The organism is Campylobacter sp. CCUG 57310 (assembly GCF_013201975.1).
GTDB classification, from domain to species: domain Bacteria; phylum Campylobacterota; class Campylobacteria; order Campylobacterales; family Campylobacteraceae; genus Campylobacter_A; species Campylobacter_A canis.
Map to the genome: position 1 here is coordinate 1,249,393 of NZ_CP053845.1, position 17,333 is coordinate 1,266,725.

General features: G+C 40.3%; 19 protein-coding genes. 1 reads left to right on the forward strand and 18 read right to left on the reverse strand.

Annotated features, from left to right (window positions below; all coding sequences use genetic code 11):
* Genes CORI_RS06230 through CORI_RS06250 form a run of 5 tightly spaced genes read right to left on the reverse strand, consistent with a single transcriptional unit; the run spans window position 1 to window position 5,111 of the window.
* Window positions 1-849, reverse strand: a complete 849-nt coding sequence (locus CORI_RS06230; protein ID WP_173031956.1) for a 1-aminocyclopropane-1-carboxylate deaminase — start codon at window positions 847-849, stop codon at window positions 1-3.
* On the reverse strand, window positions 845-1,903 hold the full coding sequence (locus CORI_RS06235) for an OmpA family protein (protein WP_173031253.1): 1,059 nt from the start codon (window positions 1,901-1,903) through the stop codon (window positions 845-847). Before CORI_RS06235 ends, CORI_RS06230 begins: the two co-directional genes overlap by 5 nt.
* Complete coding sequence (locus CORI_RS06240; protein WP_173031254.1) at window positions 1,887-3,215, reverse strand: MotA/TolQ/ExbB proton channel family protein; 1,329 nt, start codon at window positions 3,213-3,215, stop codon at window positions 1,887-1,889. Before CORI_RS06240 ends, CORI_RS06235 begins: the two co-directional genes overlap by 17 nt.
* Before the next feature lie 8 nt (window positions 3,216-3,223).
* A complete protein-coding gene (fbaA, locus tag CORI_RS06245; RefSeq protein ID WP_173031255.1) occupies window positions 3,224-4,288 on the reverse strand; it encodes a class II fructose-bisphosphate aldolase in 1,065 nt (354 codons plus the stop codon).
* A gap of 10 nt (window positions 4,289-4,298) precedes the next feature.
* Window positions 4,299-5,111 (reverse strand): peptidyl-prolyl cis-trans isomerase, encoded by an 813-nt coding sequence (locus CORI_RS06250; RefSeq protein WP_173031957.1) that lies wholly within the window; start codon window positions 5,109-5,111, stop codon window positions 4,299-4,301.
* Window positions 5,112-5,221: 110 nt separating this feature from the next.
* Between CORI_RS06250 and nth the strand changes: the two genes are divergently transcribed.
* On the forward strand, window positions 5,222-5,854 hold the full coding sequence (gene nth / locus CORI_RS06255; protein WP_173031256.1) for an endonuclease III: 633 nt from the start codon (window positions 5,222-5,224) through the stop codon (window positions 5,852-5,854).
* A 78-nt stretch (window positions 5,855-5,932) separates the two neighbouring features.
* Here the strand turns inward: nth and CORI_RS06260 are convergent, their stop codons facing one another.
* From CORI_RS06260 to CORI_RS06320, 13 genes are all read right to left on the reverse strand, one after another.
* Window positions 5,933-7,210, reverse strand: coding sequence for a M20/M25/M40 family metallo-hydrolase (locus CORI_RS06260; RefSeq protein ID WP_173031257.1), 1,278 nt, complete (start codon window positions 7,208-7,210; stop codon window positions 5,933-5,935).
* Window positions 7,211-7,212: 2 nt separating this feature from the next.
* The gene (locus CORI_RS06265) at window positions 7,213-7,485 is read right to left on the reverse strand and encodes a heavy-metal-associated domain-containing protein (protein WP_173031258.1); all 273 of its coding nucleotides are present in this window, start codon (window positions 7,483-7,485) and stop codon (window positions 7,213-7,215) included.
* Window positions 7,478-7,801 (reverse strand): aryl sulfotransferase, encoded by a 324-nt coding sequence (locus CORI_RS06270; protein WP_173031259.1) that lies wholly within the window; start codon window positions 7,799-7,801, stop codon window positions 7,478-7,480. The genes CORI_RS06265 and CORI_RS06270 overlap by 8 nt, the downstream gene beginning before the upstream one ends.
* Entirely contained in the window at window positions 7,798-8,889 is a 1,092-nt protein-coding gene (locus CORI_RS06275; RefSeq protein ID WP_173031260.1) for a transglutaminase-like domain-containing protein, read from the reverse strand. Before CORI_RS06275 ends, CORI_RS06270 begins: the two co-directional genes overlap by 4 nt.
* Window positions 8,890-8,977: 88 nt before the next feature.
* On the reverse strand, window positions 8,978-9,682 hold the full coding sequence (gene cmoA / locus CORI_RS06280) for a carboxy-S-adenosyl-L-methionine synthase CmoA (protein WP_173031261.1): 705 nt from the start codon (window positions 9,680-9,682) through the stop codon (window positions 8,978-8,980).
* Entirely contained in the window at window positions 9,679-10,563 is an 885-nt protein-coding gene (locus CORI_RS06285; protein WP_169942348.1) for a bifunctional riboflavin kinase/FAD synthetase, read from the reverse strand. Before CORI_RS06285 ends, cmoA begins: the two co-directional genes overlap by 4 nt.
* Complete coding sequence (locus CORI_RS06290; RefSeq protein WP_173031262.1) at window positions 10,529-11,254, reverse strand: TlyA family RNA methyltransferase; 726 nt, start codon at window positions 11,252-11,254, stop codon at window positions 10,529-10,531. The genes CORI_RS06285 and CORI_RS06290 overlap by 35 nt, the downstream gene beginning before the upstream one ends.
* Before the next feature lie 30 nt (window positions 11,255-11,284).
* Complete coding sequence (gene ligA, locus CORI_RS06295) at window positions 11,285-13,222, reverse strand: NAD-dependent DNA ligase LigA (RefSeq protein WP_173031263.1); 1,938 nt, start codon at window positions 13,220-13,222, stop codon at window positions 11,285-11,287.
* The gene (folP, locus tag CORI_RS06300; protein ID WP_173031264.1) at window positions 13,215-14,363 is read right to left on the reverse strand and encodes a dihydropteroate synthase; all 1,149 of its coding nucleotides are present in this window, start codon (window positions 14,361-14,363) and stop codon (window positions 13,215-13,217) included. The genes ligA and folP overlap by 8 nt, the downstream gene beginning before the upstream one ends.
* The gene (locus CORI_RS06305) at window positions 14,360-14,980 is read right to left on the reverse strand and encodes a DNA polymerase III subunit delta' (protein WP_173031265.1); all 621 of its coding nucleotides are present in this window, start codon (window positions 14,978-14,980) and stop codon (window positions 14,360-14,362) included. The genes folP and CORI_RS06305 overlap by 4 nt, the downstream gene beginning before the upstream one ends.
* Window positions 14,981-14,985: 5 nt before the next feature.
* Window positions 14,986-15,528 (reverse strand): HobA family DNA replication regulator, encoded by a 543-nt coding sequence (locus CORI_RS06310; protein WP_169942338.1) that lies wholly within the window; start codon window positions 15,526-15,528, stop codon window positions 14,986-14,988.
* Complete coding sequence (locus tag CORI_RS06315) at window positions 15,525-16,724, reverse strand: aspartate kinase (RefSeq protein WP_172197646.1); 1,200 nt, start codon at window positions 16,722-16,724, stop codon at window positions 15,525-15,527. Before CORI_RS06315 ends, CORI_RS06310 begins: the two co-directional genes overlap by 4 nt.
* Window positions 16,724-17,191, reverse strand: coding sequence for an RNA pyrophosphohydrolase (locus tag CORI_RS06320; protein ID WP_169942334.1), 468 nt, complete (start codon window positions 17,189-17,191; stop codon window positions 16,724-16,726). Before CORI_RS06320 ends, CORI_RS06315 begins: the two co-directional genes overlap by 1 nt.
* Window positions 17,192-17,333 lie beyond the last annotated feature (142 nt).

A 17,333-nucleotide genomic window follows, 5' to 3' on the forward strand; every position in this document is an offset into this window, starting at 1 on the left:
TTATCGCCTTTTATTTATCTTTCTTTCATATCTAAGCTTTTGGCTGACATTGCCCAAAATTCCGCCCTGATGGATATATAAAATCTCGTTTTCAAATTTATCCAAATTTGAAAAAAGAGTTATAAGCCCAACAGGGTCGTATATGAGATCAAATTCCACCTTTGTCTCTTTTAAAATTTCTTGCCAAATTTCATAAAGCTCAAATTTCAAATCTCCGAAGTGATACTTCTTTGGCGGATTTAAAATTTCAACTTTTGAATTCAAATCAAGAGCCGAAATTTGCTCCCTTAAATACTCCTCATCCCCCACGCAAGGACAAGTTAGCACTCTAAATTTAGTGTGCTTTGCAAGATAAGCCGCACTCGTTCCGGTTCCTGATGGCAAAAATATATCAACCGTTTTGTCGCTACCGCTAGCCCAGCTTTCTATCTCTCTAGCTTGAGTTATAAAACCCGCTTCAGCCTCGGGCTGCGCCACGCCTTCATTTATAAAAAGCGCTTCTTTGCCGCTTGCAAGCTCTTTTGCTTTAGCTTCTCTATTTCCATCTATAAAAAGCTTCATGCCGTTTTGCAAGGCGAATTTGAAATTTCCGATAGGATTTTCCTTCAAATTTGAGCTTAGATGAGATACTACGTAACAAAACTCAAGCCCCTTAATCTTGGCAAAAACGCTTAAGCTATACATCGCATTTGACTGGCTTGAGCCATAGCTTACTACTCTTTTAACGCCGTTTAGATTTGAATTTAAAAAATACTCAAGCTTTCTGGCTTTATTGCCGTTAAATTCGCCTCCGATAAGATCATCTCTAAGCAGATAAAAGCTAAGATTTCTAAATTTGATAGGCTCAATATTTTTTATTTTGTCGCTCCAAAAACTCTTCGATCTCTCTCATGGCTTCTTTATCCGAGATTGAAATCTTAATCTCAATCCGCCTTGAAGCCTCTGCATCTTCTTTGCCGTCTTTCATGATAAGATCGCTAAAACTACGCCCGCTAGCTATAAGATACTCTTCTAATCTCTTATCGCTATTCCAAGAGTATATAAACTCAAGCACCTCATAAGCGCGCTTTTGCGACAGATCAAGGTTATACAGATAGCTTCCTACCGAGTCGGTGTGTCCTTCAATTACTATCTTGTCGATATGCTTGCGAATTTCATCGCTATTTAAAACAGCCTCGAAGTAACTCTGCAAGATCTCTTTAAGCTTCTCTTTTGACTCTTCTTTAAGAGTGTGCGAGCCAACATCAAAAAGTATCGAATTTGGCAGAGCAACAACTCCTGAAGCAGGATCGATATGAACCTTATCGCCAAGCTTAGAACGTAAATTCGAGATGACGTTTGAGTGCAAAAGACCTAAATTTTTAATCTGCGTTTTAGTATCATTGTAATCTTTTTCAAGATTTTCATACCTCAATCCTTGAGCCTCAAGACTTGCCAAAAGCTCGCTTACTTGGCGTTCTTTTTCGCTAAGGCTTATTATAAGTTCTTTAACCTGCAGATCCAAATTTTCAATCGTCTTATTTGCATCATCAAGCTTATGCGCATAAGCTGAAGTGATATTTTCAAGGCGTGATTTTTCATCTCTTATCGTGCGCAAGCGCTGGTTTACAAGCTCGTTTATCTCTGCTAATTCTTGGTTTTCAAGCTTTGCGGTGTTTAAATTCGAAAAGATATTTTGTATAAGAGCCTCTTTGTTTCTAAGCTCTTTTTGAGCTATAGTAAGATTTTGCTCTTGGGATTTTAAATTTACTTGAAGACGCGCTATATCGCTTTGCGTAAGGACGTATTTGACGACTACCGCACCGATTATCAGCATAAAGACAAACATGAGCCCGGCCATCAAATCGGCATAAGATATCCAAAATGTCTGATCGGAATTGTGTCTTTTATCTTCTATCTTCATCTAATATGCTTGTTTTTTCTATGCTTTCAAGGATTTCACTAGCCTCTTCGTCAAGTTTCATAATGTCTTTTCTAAGCTCGCTAATAAGCGTACTGTTATCTTCGTATGCCAAGCTAGCTTCATCGTCAAAAGCCGTTTTAAAAGCCTGCACTCCGTCTATCAAAGAGTCCTTAAAGCCGTCCATAGCTTGCTTTTGCTTTTCTAAAATTTCATTGCTAAATATATGAAGCGAATTATTAAAGCTCATAACTCCGCTTTGAATTTCGCTCACGCTTCGTTCAAGACGTGAAATTTGATCGCCGCCGACTTCATAAAGTCTGTTGTATTGCTCTGAAAATTTTATCTGCATATCTTTGATGTTGCGATTAAATTGATTGATGACGTTTAAAATTTCGCTATGAATTTTAACCAAATCCCTTTGCTCTTTTGTCGTCTTTAGTAGCGTATTCATCGTTTGCTTTACGCTTTCACTGCTAAGCTTAACCGCATTTTCTTCGGCCTTTAAAATGTCAGTAAAAATTTGAAATTTCTTGTTTATAGCCCTATCAAGCTCGGTAAAAAACTCCTGATTGCTCACATGCTCAAAGATAACTCCGATCTTTTCAAAGTGCGTTAAGCTCTGCTGCAAATAGCGTTTATCGATCTCTTCCTTGCTCCAGAAAAAATCACTCGTGGCGTTTTTTTGCCGTCTAACGAGAGTTTCAAATTTACTCATCCCATATCGCTCAAAAAATATCCACCAAAGTGCAAGAAAAATTCCGTAAATAGAAACGTAAAACGCAGTCGCAACACCGCTTAAAAGGATAGAAATTTCCTTTTCAAGACCGACTGTGTTTGATGAGTTAAACTCGGGCATCGAGATAGCTATGCTTATAAATGTTCCTAAAATTCCAAGCATAGGGAAAATTCCCGCTCCGACCGAAGCGAAATTTTCATTTCTTAAATTTCTTGTATAGTAAGCTACAAAATCATCAAAGCTGGCATTTGACTTGGTATCTTTGCCGATCACCAAAAGATGCTTGATGATGTATTCTTTGAGACTTCGCTTGAAGTCAGCCCCGCTTTGCTCAAAATAGCAGCAAGCAAGCTCGGCGCTATGTTTAGCAAAGATTAGCGCAACGACAAGTATAACACCCATCATAATGACGGTGTGAAGTCCGATATCGAAATTTATCTTTTTAAAATAACCAAGAAGCGCTACTACATAGATAAGAACGGGTACAAAAACTATCTTAAGATAGACAAACGACGCTCTCCTGCCCTTGGTTTCAGGGATAGCCAAGTCGGCAAATGCGTTATTTTTGACATCCATACTTAAGCCTAGTTTCTATTTAAGCAGTTTAGATCCTCAAAGGCTACCATCAAACGATTAACCATACTCTCTTCGCCGCATCTTAACCATTTGCGCGGATCATAGTATTTTTTATTCGGCTTATCTTCGCCTTCAGGGTTTCCGATCTGTCCTTGCAGATAGGCTCTATACTCGAGCTCATATCCTCTTACTCCATCCCAAAACGCCCACTGCGTATCGGTGTCGATATTCATCTTGACAACTCCGTAGCTAACGGCATCTTTGATATCTTTTAGCTCGCTTCCGCTTCCGCCGTGAAAGACGAAATTTACGGGATTTTTGCAAGAAGTATTAAATTTATTAGCGACATACTCTTGAGAATTCTTTAAAATTTCAGGTCTTAACACTACGTTTCCAGGTTTATAAACCCCATGTACGTTACCAAAACTAGCCGCTATACTAAATCTATCGCTTATCTTGCTAAGCCTTTCGTAGGCAAGAGCCACATCTTCAGGCTGGGTATAAAGAAGCGCGTTATCAACTCCCGTGTTATCCACACCGTCCTCTTCTCCTCCCGTTACACCAAGCTCTATCTCAAGGCTGATACCCAGCTCGCTAAGCTCGGCTAGATACTTTTCGCAAGTGCTTATGTTATCTTCCAAGCTCTCTTCGCTAAGATCAAGCATGTGAGAGCTAAAAAGCGGGGTTGAGTGAAATTTCTTATAGTCGCGACTAAATTTGATAAGCTCATCTATCCAAGGAAGCAACTTTCTAGCAGCATGATCAGTATGAAGGATTACAGGCACTCCGTAAGCTTTAGCAAGCATATGTACATGCGAAGCTCCGGCTACCGCACCCAGTACCGCAGCGTTTTGGCAGGCTTTGCCCGCATAAAACGCTGCTCCTCCGTTTGAAAACTGAATAATAACGGGTGAGTTAGCCTTCTTCGCCGATTCCAATACGGCATTTACCGAGTCGCTTCCTACGACATTTACGGCAGGGATCGCAAACCCCTCTTGCTTGGCATAGTTATAGAGTTTATTTACATCATCGCCTACCAAAACTCCCGGCTTTACTATATCTAAAACACCCATTTTACACCTCTTATTTATATTCTATTTTTGCTTTAGAGCGAAGAGCGTCGCCTCTTTTTCTCATCTCGTCTCTAAATTTTTCCATCTTTAAGCCGGCTTCTATCTGTCCTTTTGCCTCGTTTAAAGGAACCGCTCCTGCAACTTTGCTATCTTCTTTTAAGATTACATGGTAGCCAAATTGCGATTGAACAGGTTTTGTTGTGATTTCGCCTTTTTTAAGTGCAAATGCCGCATCGGCGAATGGTTTAACCATTTGAGATTGACCAAACCAGCCAAGCTCGCCGCCATTTGAGCCTGAGCCTTGATCGATTGATTTTGATTTTGCAAGCTCCATAAATTTAGCCACAAGAGCGTCGCCTTTTAGATTTTTTAGTTGAGCTATTATCTCGTTTGCAGCCTTCTCGTCAGCTACTAGGATATGTTTAGCTTTAGCTTGAGCAGGGATTGAAAACTGCTCTTTGTTTTTATCGTAAAATGCTTTTATATCAGCTTCGCTTACTTTGATATCATCATAAATTTTCTTCATCCATATATCAAGCATAATAGCGTCTTTTGCCTCTTCAAGAGCCTCTTTAAACTGCGCTTCTTTTTCTACGCCGCTTTTTTTGGCCTCTTTTGCAAGAAGTTTTCTGCTGATAGTCTCGTCTATAACTTTTCTTTGAGTATCCTCAGGAAGTTGTTGCAAATGCACGCCAGGCATTGCGCCAAGAGTTATAGCCACATCCTTATCCTCGATATTCATACCGTCAACAGTTGCATAAACTGCTGCGTTTAGACTTACGGCCGCAGCCAAACTTAAAGCCCCGAATAAAACTTTATTCATCATGCTTATTCCTTTTTAAAAAATTTGTTTAAAATTATAGCAAGAAAGTAATTAATGTTAGGTTATAATTTATTAAAAATTTTTACTAAAAGGACTTAAAGTAGCCCGATATGAGAACAAAAAAAGATATAAAAGCGATCAAAGAGCAGTTTTTGCTCCATTTTAAAGATGCAAGAAGCGAGCTTAAATTTAACAATCTTTACGAGCTTTTGGTGTGCGTTATGCTATCTGCTCAGTGCACGGATAAGCGAGTAAATTTAATAACGCCTGAGCTTTTTAAAAGCTATCCGGATATAAAAAGTATGGCAAACGCGAACTTGGCAAGCGTTAAAATGCTCATACAAAGCTGTAGTTTTTTTAATAACAAAGCCCAAAATTTAATAAAAATGGCAAAAAGCGTAATGGAGAATTTTGGCGGTGAAATTCCGCTTAGCGAAGAAGAACTGGTAAGCTTAGCGGGTGTCGGACAAAAGACGGCTCACGTAGTTCTTATCGAGCACAACGGAGCAAATTTAATGGCCGTAGATACGCACGTATTTCGCGTATCTCATAGGCTAGGTTTAAGCAAAGCCAAAACGCCTGAAGGAGTTGAGATGGATCTAACAAAAGCTTTTAAAACAGACCTAAACACGCTTCATCAAGCAATGGTTCTTTTTGGCAGATATACATGTAAGGCGATTAAGCCAAATTGCCACGAGTGCTTTTTAAGCGATCTTTGCAAGAGCAAGGATAAGAGAATTTAGCTTAAATTTAATTGGCTTGCGAATTTAAAATAGCTACGGCATATAATGCTTAAAATACCGTAGCTAGGTTATTAAAGATTATTGAAAACGAGCGATTATATTTCTTACTACCTTATCCATCATCTGGACAGACTCTATCTCGCAGCGCTCATTTACCGAGTGAGGCGAGTGGATGTTCGGTCCTATAGAGCAAGCTTCAAGCCCGGGCTGCTTGCTTACTAAAATTCCGCATTCAAGCCCTGCGTGAACGGCTGAAAATTTAGCTTCAGGCTTAAATTTCTTAAGCTCTTCAAGTACTACTTCGCTAAATTCGCTAATAGACGGACTCCAGTTAGCCGAACGATCTCTTACGCTAACGTCAAATCCAAGAGCATCAGCTAATGTCTTAGTCTCAAAACCTACGATATCAAGCCCCTCTCTAGTCATAGCCCTTCCGAAGAAGTCAAATTCCACCAAGCCGTCTTTTTGCTTGACGGTTGAGAGATTTATGCTGTTATTTACCATATTTAGCTCGACATTATAGCTTCTTACGCCTTGCGGGAATGAGTTGATAAGGGCTAAAATTTTACCGCTATGAGCCAGCACCTCGGCACTATCTTCATTAAGAGCAACTACTTCTACAAGGCCGTTTGATTTTAGCTCTTGCGCGCAAAACACCTTGCATCTTGCATTTGCAGGGATAGAGTTGCTTCTTTCTCCAAAATCAAGATTGATTAGCTCACAATCGTTTTCGGCTAAAAATTTGCCGATTACTTTTATGGAGCTTGGGATGTTTTTATGAATTTCATTGCCCGAGTGACCACCCGGAAGCCCGGTAACGCTTACTTCATAAACTTTTCCGCTTTTTTTAACTTTTTCATCGCTTACCTTTGCGCTTACGTTTATACCGCCTGCGCAGCCTAAAGTCACACGATCATCCTCTTCGCTGTCTAAATTTAACAAATTTGGAGCGATAATCTTACCCTTAAATCCGTTTGCGCCTACAAGTCCAACTTCTTCGTCGTTCGTAAATAGACACTCCAAATTTGCAAACTCTCTCATCGCGCCCATCATCATGGCTACGCCTATGCCGTTATCTGCACCTAAAGTTGAGTTTTTAGCTCTTAAAATCCCGTTTTCTTCGATAAGCTCTAGCTTTGGAGCAGCACCTACGCAAACCATATCATAGTGGCTTTGAAGGCAAATTTTAGGATTTCCCTTGTGAGCGTGTATATTTCCAAGCTCGTCCACACCTACATTAAAGCCTTGAGATTTGGCAAATTCGACCAAGAATTCTCTCATCTGTTCTGTCTCATAGCTACAGTGAGGAATTTCACAAAGCTTTTTAAAGTCGCTCATAACGTCATTTTTTTGCATTTCTACTCCTTTAAGTTGTTTATTATCTTACCTTTATAGCCTGTTGTTGCTACTGCGTCTAAGAGTTGTTGCTCGCTTATATCTTTAAGCGTCTTAACAACTGCCGTCTTATCGCGCAAACTAGCCTTTACTTCTTTTACGCCATCTACTTTTAATAGCGCTTTTCTAACCATAGCCGTACAAAGCGGACAGTGCATCTCCTCAACCAAAATAACAACTTTTTGATCGGCAAACGAAAAAGCGCAAAGCAAGATAAGAGCGATAAATTCACGCATAGATAGCTCCCAAAACTTCAGGATATGATAGCAAAATAAACACAAAAACAGCTAAAAAAACGTATATCAAAAGCCATTTTTTGCCTATTTTTTTAAGTGAGCAACTTCTATCTTTTTTAAAAAAATAAAATATAGAAAGAGCCAAGCAAACAAGGGCAAGAATACTTAAAATCCCTCTAAATTCGCTTAGCTGCTCGGTAAAACCAAAAAGAGTAAATGTAGATCCAAATATCAAAAAAACAAGTGCCGGCAAGCAGCAAAGTGTAGCCGCAAAGGCACTTATTATCGAAGCAATAGCTAAAAATACACTTCTCAAGCTTTTAACTCTTGTGCGGTATAGTCGTAGCTAAATTCTTTTGGCGAATAATAATTTGCCGTATTTCCGTCAGTTTCCGCATACGGATAGCCAAAGTTGTTTAGCGGAATCTGCTCGGGCTCGGGCTTTAAGATGAAGTCGCGCCCGTAGTTAAATCCTACCCAGCACATCTCCCAGTTGCCAAAGAGATATTCGCGAATTTTGTTTAGCTTCTCATCGCTATTGCTTAGCTTTTCGCCCAGACGCACTTTAGTAACATCGGCAGGATCTACGGGTATCCAGCCGTATCCCTTAAGATAAAATTCCGCCCTGCAATGCTGTCCGCCTGAAATTTTAGCAAGTCCGTTTTCATCCGCCTTGCCCATCTCGTTTGAAAATCTGCTTTGACCAACTCTTATGCCAAAGAGCTCTCTAGCAGGTATCCCAACTGCTCTGCAAAGCCCTACAAAAACGGAGTTTATATCGGTGCATTTGCCCACAAGCTTTCCGCTTTCAAGTATCGCTTTTACATCTCCTAGACCGCATCCTATGACGCTATTATCACGCTGCATGGTGTTTGCAACCCAAGTGTATATCGCTCTTGCTTTTTCAAGATCGCCGTTAATTCCCTTGACGATCTCTTCGGCTTTTTGCTTTACTATTCCTGTGTTTGGGATTTGCTTGGTAGGTTTTAAGAAAAACTCAACTTCAGGGCTAAGTTTTTCGTTTTCGTTGAAATTTACCTTGCTAAAATCAGTGTTTCTCTCATGTGTCCGGACACGAAATTTAAGCTCCAAATTCGCATCTTTTTCGTTTTCGTTAAAGCCCGCATAAAGCGTAGGTATCACAAGATCTGAGATGTAGTGCTCTTTTGCGTTTGTCGATACATCATAGTTGCTTACAAGTTGCTGATATTCGTTACCGACAAGAAGCGGAACCCAAAGCCTGCTAAGCTTGCCCTGCTCTTTTAAACTATGCTTAAAGCTAACGTCAAAAACTCTATTTTTATTAGGAGACTTGAGCGCTTCACTACTAGCTAAAACAACATTAGGTGCAAAACTAGCCGCACCGACAACAGCACTAAATTTGAAAAAATCACGTCTTTGCATGAAAATGCCTTGTATAAATATAGTTGCACCGCAACTCTTAAGAGGTATTTTACTTGCTAATTACTAAAATTCGTTTGAAAATTTTATACTACTTAAAAGCTATAAATGTGGCGAAATTTGCCCACCTAAACAAGCACTCCACGCTCTTAAATCCCGCATTTAAAGCAAGCTCTCTGTTTTCGGCTTCAGTATATGGTATCAGCACGTTTTCAAGAGCTTCTCGCTTTTGAGCGATTTCAAATTTAGAATACCCTTGATTTAGCTTGTAGTTTTCGTAAATTTCGATGATATTTTTACTTAATGTCTTATCTTCAAATATCATCTTTTCGCTAAAGACGAAAATTCCGTTTTCATTTAGGCTCTCATAAATTTTGCCTACGAATTCCTGTCTTTTTATAGGGCGGATAAACTGCAAAGTATAGTTCATAAGCACCGCATCTTGCACACCTAAATCGCACTCCAAGATATCGGCAAGCTCAAGATTTATATTTGCGCCATAAGCTCTTATCTTGGCGTTTGCATTTTCAAGCATGGCGGCTGCGTTATCTATACCGCGCAAATTCAGATCATTTCTCGTCTCATAAAGCCTTAGCAAAGTAGAAGCCGTAGAGCAACCAAGATCAAGCACGAAAGCTTCTTTTTTTAATGTTTTTACAAGAAATTCGACAATGAGGCTTTGGGCTATATCATAGTGCGGAACCGAGCGGTTTATCATATCGTCAAACACGCTAGCGACCGCAGCGTCAAATTCAAACTGCTTTTTTATCGGCTCTTTAAAAATTTCATCTCTCATCTTTGCGCCACGCCCCCTCTTATCATCTTGTCGTCTATATACAGATCACAGGTTCCTACAAATTTAGAAGCCTCGCTTATATCGAATTTAATCTGCGCTTTTAAACTGCTTAAATCGGCAAATTTCATATTTCCGCGAAGTCGCTTTATAAAGCATACCGCCACGTGGCTTGCGTTTGATATATTTTCGTTTATGACGTGAGTTTCTACGCTAAATTTGCCGTCCGTGCTTAAGCGATTTCCGATAAAAGTTACCGAACCGTAAGTCTTATAGCCTATTCTGGTTCTGGTTGCATAAACGCCCTCGATAGGCAAAAGATAGTTTTTCACGTCCAAATTTAAAGTCGGCACAAGCTCTTTTTGCCCTATTCCTTGACCTTTGATCACATCGCCTTCGATTGAGTATTCACGCCCTATCAAGAGATTTGCCTCGTAAATTTGCCCCTGTTTTATAAACTCTCGAATCGCAGAGCTATGCACGCCCATACCTTCAAAGCAAACTTCCTCTACGATATCGACTTCGCCGTCAAAAATTCGCCTTAAATCATACTTATCCCACGCCCTGTTTCGACCAAATCTAAAATCAAATCCCACAACTATCTTTTTTAAATTTTTAAAATCTCTTTTCAAAAGAGCTATAAATTCATCTCCGCTAAGCCCTTTTATAGCGTTAAAATCATACAAAAAACACGGATATCTCGAGTATTCGGCGCGCTTAAGCTTTGGAGTGATGTTTGCCTTGTTTTTATCGATGACGACAAGTCCGCCAAATTCGCCTAAGCGATTTAAAAGCTCCCTGTGCCCGCGATGCACCCCGTCAAAATGCCCGATAGCAACGGCGGTGATATTATCCTTTGTTAAAAGCGTAGAAAAATTCGGCATTTCCTTCCTTTCCTCTTACTTCGCACTGCCGACACTCCCGTAATACCAAGCCCAAATTTGCAGCCGCAAGCTCAAATTTCGCTCTTGCTCCCGATAAAGCCTTGGCATCGGTTACGACTCCTTTTTTATTGCGCTTAGCTTCACGCCCCACCTCAAACTGGGGCTTAAAGAGTATTATTATATCCTTTTTGGCGACCTTTAAAATATCGGGCAAAATTTGCACTACCGAGATGAAGCTCACATCGCAGGTTACTACGTCAAATTTCATATTTTCATCTTCAAATTTTGCCTCACGGGCAAACTCTCTTATGTCGGTATCTTCTTTCACCTCAACCCTGATATCGTTTTTTAAGCTCTCGTCAAGCTGGCTATTGCCCACGTCAAGCGCGGTTACTCTACTTGCGCCCTCTTTAAGCAAAATTTGTACGAATCCGCCTGTACTGCTGCCGATATCAAGAGCGGTTTTGCCTTTTAAATCAAGCTTATAATGCTCTAAAAAGCTCTTTAGCTTAAGTGCACCTCGTCCGACGTAAACCTCTTCAAGCAAATTTATACTATCCTCGTCGCTAACTTGCGAATTTGGCTTGGTTTGAGTCTTGTTATTTAATAAAATTTTACCCGATTTTATGAGCTCGCTAGCTTTATTTCTGCTGATATTTAGCTTTTGCGCCGCAAATATATCAAATCTCATCACAACTCCTAAAAGCAGCCAAATCTAACCTCAAAACATCTCCACAAGCTCTTCTTCGCTTATAACCCTAACGCCAAGTTCGCGCGCCTTATCAAGCTTACTTCCGGCTTCGCTTCCTGCTAAAACAAAATCTGTCTTTTTGGAAACCGAGCCTGAAACCTTAGCGCCGTGAGCTTCTAAAATAGCCTTAAATTCATCTCTGCCCTTACTAAGCGTGCCTGTTATCACAAATGTTTTACCGCTTATATCGCTTTGCTTAACTTCAAATTTCTCAAATTTCGGAGTTACAAAGCTTAAAAGTTCTGTTAAATTTGATCTATTTACCTGCATAAACTCCACATAGCTCTCAGCCATCGCATCACCAAAACCGTCAATGCTCATAAGCTCCTCATAGCTAAGTTCTAGCCACTTGTCGCCAAACTGTCTTGCTATCTTCTTAGCCGCAACTTCTCCGATATGTTCTATTCCAAGCCCTGTTATGAAGCTATGCAGATTCGGAGTGCGCGCCACATTGATAGCATTTAGCAAATTTGAAATTTTCTTATCCTTAAAGCCCTCAAGACTTGATAATTCATTTGCACCAAGCCTGTATATATCGGCTATTTTATTTACAAAACCCGCTTCAAAAAGCTGATTTACGATAGCTTCGCCAAGCCCGTCGATATTTAGACATCGCTTTGAAGCGTAGTGGATGAGTGAGTTTATGACGCGTGCCTTGCACTCTAAATTTTGGCACTTGATAAAAACCCCTTCATCAAGCAGCATAGTACCGCAAACCGGGCAGTTGTGCGGACGCTCTATCGGCGTTTCAGAGCCGCTTCTGCGCTCTTTAAAGACTCCCGTTATCTTGGGTATCACATCGCCTGAGCGGATTATGCTTATAAAATCGCCTTTCATAACGCCAAGGCGCTTAATCTCATCGAAGTTATGAAGAGTAGCTGATTTAACCTTAACGCCGTCGATATTTACCTCATCAAGCACGCCTACGGGAGTTACGACACCGCTTCTTCCCACCTGAAGCGCCACATCAACAAGCCTTGTCGTCTTTTCAATCGCAGGAAATTTATAAGCAACCATAAATTTCGGGAATTTTTCGGTGTATCCAAGCTCGTTTGAAAACGCTACGCTATCAACTCTTACGACCATTCCATCCATCATAAATGGCTTATCTTCGCGCAAATTTAAAAGTTCGTTGTAAGCTGTTTTTACCTCTTCAAGCGTAGAGCAAATTTTAAAAAACTCCTCGCGGTCAAAGCCAAGCGAGTAGATAAATTCCATGATCTCAGAGTAGTTTTTAAGCCCTAAATTTTGCGCCCCATAACCCCACGGACGAAACTGAAGCCGCCTGCTTGCAGTTATCTTGCTATCAAGCTGTCTTAAGCTTCCAGAGGCTGCGTTTCTAGGGTTTGCAAGCTGGGTTTCGCCTCTTTGCATGCGTGCTAAATTTATATCGTCAAAATCACTCTTTGAGATGACGACCTCACCACGAATTTCGATCTCGCCGCTATAAGCGATAGTTGTCGGGATGTTTTTAATTACTTTTGCATTTGTCGTTACATCTTCGCCCGTTATGCCGTTACCGCGAGTTATGGCGCGTTTTAGCTCGCCATTTTCGTAAAGAAGATTAAGACTAGCTCCGTCAAATTTAGGCTGGATAACAAATTTTTGCCCGAGCTTATCGCCACGATTTAGCCAAGCTACCAGCTCAGCCTCGTCAAATATATCCTCCATGCTCCACATACGCTCGATGTGATCAGCCTTTATAAAGCCCTCGCTTACCTCGCCACCAACTCGCTTAGTCGGCGAAAACATCGAAATTTCAGCAGGATTTGCGCGCTCAAACTCAAGCACTCTGTGATAAAGCTCGTCATACTCCTCATCGGTTGCAAGCGGAGAGTCATCTTCATAATATGCCTTCGCCCACAAATTTAGCAGATCAACGCTTTTTAGATACTCTTTTTTATCCATTTTGGCTCCAAAGGCTTAAATTTCTCATCGCTTCATCCATCTTAAACATCTGCACATGTTCGCTCACATCGTGTGTTCTGATTATGCTTGCGCCGTTTTCAAAGGCTTTTTGATGTAGATAAAGGCTTCCCGGAAGTCGCTTGCTAACCTCGCTTGGACTATAAAAATTTATGACGGACTTTCTACTTGCACCGACCAAAAGAGGCAAGCCAAAGTGCAAAAAATGCTCCAAATGCTTTATCAAAAGCAAATTATCTTGCGGCGTTTTTCCAAAGCCGATACCGACATCAAGCACGATATCTTCGCATCCCAGCTCGCGCACTTTAGTGATTTTATCCGCAAAAAAGCTATCTATCTCGCCGAGTAGATCATCATAATACGGACTGTCTTGCATATTTTCAGGACTGTTTTGCATATGCATGAGGCAGTACTGTACGCCGTACTTAACGGCAAGGCTAGCTAAATTTGTATCTGCCGTGATATCATTTATCATCTTAAAGCCGTGATTTAACGCGTATTCAAGGCAGTATTCATCAAAGCTATCAAGGCTAAATTTCGCCTTTTCATGCAAATTTAGGCGGTAAATTTCAGCCACAATATCCTTAAGTCGCTCAAACTCGACTTTAGCGCCTACGTATTTGCTGCCCGGACGCGAGCTAACCGCGCCCACATCGATATACTCAGCACCATCTTCTATCATCTCTTCTATCTTTTTTATGCCGCTTTTTGTATCTACTCTGCTTTGCTCGTTAAAGCTATCTTCATTTACATTTACAACGCCCATAATTTCAGCCCTGGCTGGCTTTTTAAAGCTTGATTTTAAAAATTTAGCCAAATTTTTAAGTCCAAAATCCTGCGCAGCCTCTTTTTTTGCAAGCTCTTTTATCTGTGTATCGGTTGCGATTAAAAGCGCGGTTGAGTTCTCGCCGTTTAAAATCGTATTTTTGTGAGTGACAAGCTCGGCTCCTATGCTAAGCGCGTCTTGTTTTAGTATGTTTGCAGCAGGTGAGCGGATATCTTTTAAAAGGAAAAAATTTAGATTCGCCTTTTTTTTCATTATCGCCTGGCCTTCTTTGCTGGGGCTTATAAATTTGCAAATTTCATCAAAATTTGTCTCTTGATTTATCTTAAAAATTTTCACCTTCGGCCCTTTTCATATATCATTAGCAAAATCGGCGTTAAGAGCGCGTGTGATTTCGTATTTAGCTCGGCAAGCTTAACCGCCTTGTAAAAGTAGCTTAACTCATCTTGGCTAAATTTAACTCCCGCTTCGCTAGCCTCTAGGGCAATTGAGGAAATCAGCTCCTTTAGCTCGTTTTTACCGAGCTTATCGGCTCTTTCAAGTTCGATTTGTTCATCTATGAAGCGATAAATTTCTTTTAACTCAAGACGAGTGAAATTTAACCCGCTTTTTATGCGTTCTTTTTTTATAAGCCTGTTTTCAGTGATTAGACGTGAGCGAATCGTTTGAAGCAGCATGTTTTTAGATTCGCAAGCGATTATAAATTTGATATTTCTAGGAGGCTCTTCTATGATCTTAAGGAGTGAATTTTGCGCTTCTATGCGAAAATTTTTAGCCATAACAACAAGCAGTTTTTCGCTATTTTCTGCGATATAAGCCTCGACTATGACCTCTTTTGCATTTTCAAGCAAGAAATCTTCACTTATAAAAAACCTTAAAAAATTTGGATCATAAAGCCTTAAAAGCTCCTCTTTTAAAGCTTCAAAATCACTCGTGATAACGATCTTGCTATGCATGAAATCTAAAGCATTACTTTAGCAAAGAGCGCCGCATCAATGCTTTTATCAAAAAGTTTATAAAGCGATAAAAGCTTGATATCCAAAAGCTCGTCGCTTGAGCTTAGATAAAAGCTGTTTTGCGCTTGCTCGTCAAACAGCCACATGTAGCTATCATCCTTGCCTTTGGCTATCTGCGCGCTTTTGTCGTTGCTTTTTCCGACATAAAAGAGAACATATCCATTTGGAAAAGCAAGGCTTAGCATGTCTAAAAGCAGTGAAATTTCCTCTTTTGAGCTAATAGCATCAAAGGAAGGATAGATAGCTCTAAGCGACATAAACGGCAATATCGGGCGAGAATTTGTAGGCTTGTTTATATTTTTAAGAAAATATCTCTCAAACCAGCTTCTGTCATGATCGGTTATCATGATAAAGGTTCGCCCTTCAAGCAAAAATTTAAGCTTGGATGCAAGCAGAGGCGTCCATTCCGTGCGCCTTTCTTCCATCCAGCTCATTAGCGATCCTTGCTCTCTGATCGCTTCTAACGTCCACTTTATAAAATCGCTCATTTATCCAGCTTATATGCTTGATGTAGTGCGCGAACCGCCAGTTCTCCGTATTTTTGATCAACAATAACGGAAATTTTTATCTCACTTGTCGAGATCATTTGTATATTTATGCCCTCATCCGCAAGCGTTCTAAAAGCAAGCGAAGCTACGCCACTATGGCTTTTCATACCTACTCCGACTACGGAAACCTTGACTATATTTTCGCTGTATTCTACGTGTTTTGCCGCAGCTAATTTATCCACGCACTCTTTGGCTACTTCAAGCTCGTTTTGAGGCACCGTAAAGCCTAAATTCGTAGTTCCGTCTTGCCCTACGTTTTGGATTATCATATCGACATTTATATTTTTTTCAGCAAGAGCCGAGAAAATTTCAGCAGCTATGCCAGGCTTATCCACGACACCTCTTAGAGTAACTCTTGCTTGGTTTTTATCAAGTGCTATACCGCTTACTAAAACTGCTTCCATATTCTCTTCCTTTGTTATTAATGTTCCTTCGTTGTTATTAAAGCTACTTCTTGTAACTAAATTTACGTTTAATTTTTTAGCCAGCTCAACCGAGCGATTTTGAAGCACCTTAGCTCCAAGGCTTGCAAGCTCAAGCATCTCGTCATAGCTTATCTTATCAAGCTTTTTGGCTCTACTTTCTATCCTAGGATCGGTAGTATAAACTCCATCCACATCAGTGTAAATTTCACACAGATCGGCATCCAAAGCTCCTGCTATGGCAACTGCGCTTAGATCGCTTCCGCCACGTCCCAGCGTGGTTACATTTCCGTTTTTATCTATGCCTTGAAAGCCCGCTACTACTATTATCTTGCCCTCTTTTATCTCCTCTTTCATGCGGCTTGTGTCTATCATTTCGATTCGTGCTTTAGTATGCACTTCATCGGTAATGATGCCAGCTTGCCTGCCCGTTAAGCCGACCGCCTTATAGCCCATATTATTAATAGCTATCGTAAGAAGTGCGCAGGTAACGCGCTCGCCTGAGCTTAAAAGCATATCCATAGCTATATCGTCAGGATGCTTGGTGAAGTGCTCTGCGTATTCGATTAGTTGATTTGTTACGCCACTCATTGCCGAAACTACGACTATGACATCAGCACCGCTTTTTTTAGTCTCTATCACTCTTTTGGCGACCGATTCTATCCTTTCAAGCGTTCCTACACTCGTGCCTCCGTATTTTTGAACGATTAGCATTAGATAAATCCTTTCTCTTTAAAATATCCCATTACCTTGCTATAAATCGGCTTTTTAAAATGGTTTATATCGTTTAAAGCCTCTTTGGCATGGACGAATTTATACTGATTAAATTCCGGAATTTTGGTTTTGATATCTATTTTAGCACCGGCTTTTAGCTTTACTAAAAAGTATTTTTGAGTTTGTCCGTCATAAGGGTATCTCTTGGCTTTTAAGACATTTGGCGGGAAGTCGTAACTAAGCCACTCTGGATACTCGCACAAAATTTCAACCTCATTTGTGCCTATTTCTTCTTTAAGCTCTCTTAAAAGAGCCTCTTTAGGATTTTCCCCCTCGTCGATTCCTCCTTGAGGAAACTGCCAAACACCTTGCAAATCACATCTTTGAGCTATAAAAACCCTACAATCAAAAGGATATGTAGCAGCCAAAACAACGGCGGCGACATTTGATCTGTAGCTTTTTTGCATAAACTAAACCTAAAATAAAAATTTTGTTAGATTTTAACTTAAAAGAGTTTATATGAAGCTTTAAAATCGCCATTTTCAGCTATCGCAAAGAATTTAAAACGAGATTTGTTACAATTGCGAAAATTTTAGATTAAAGAGGATC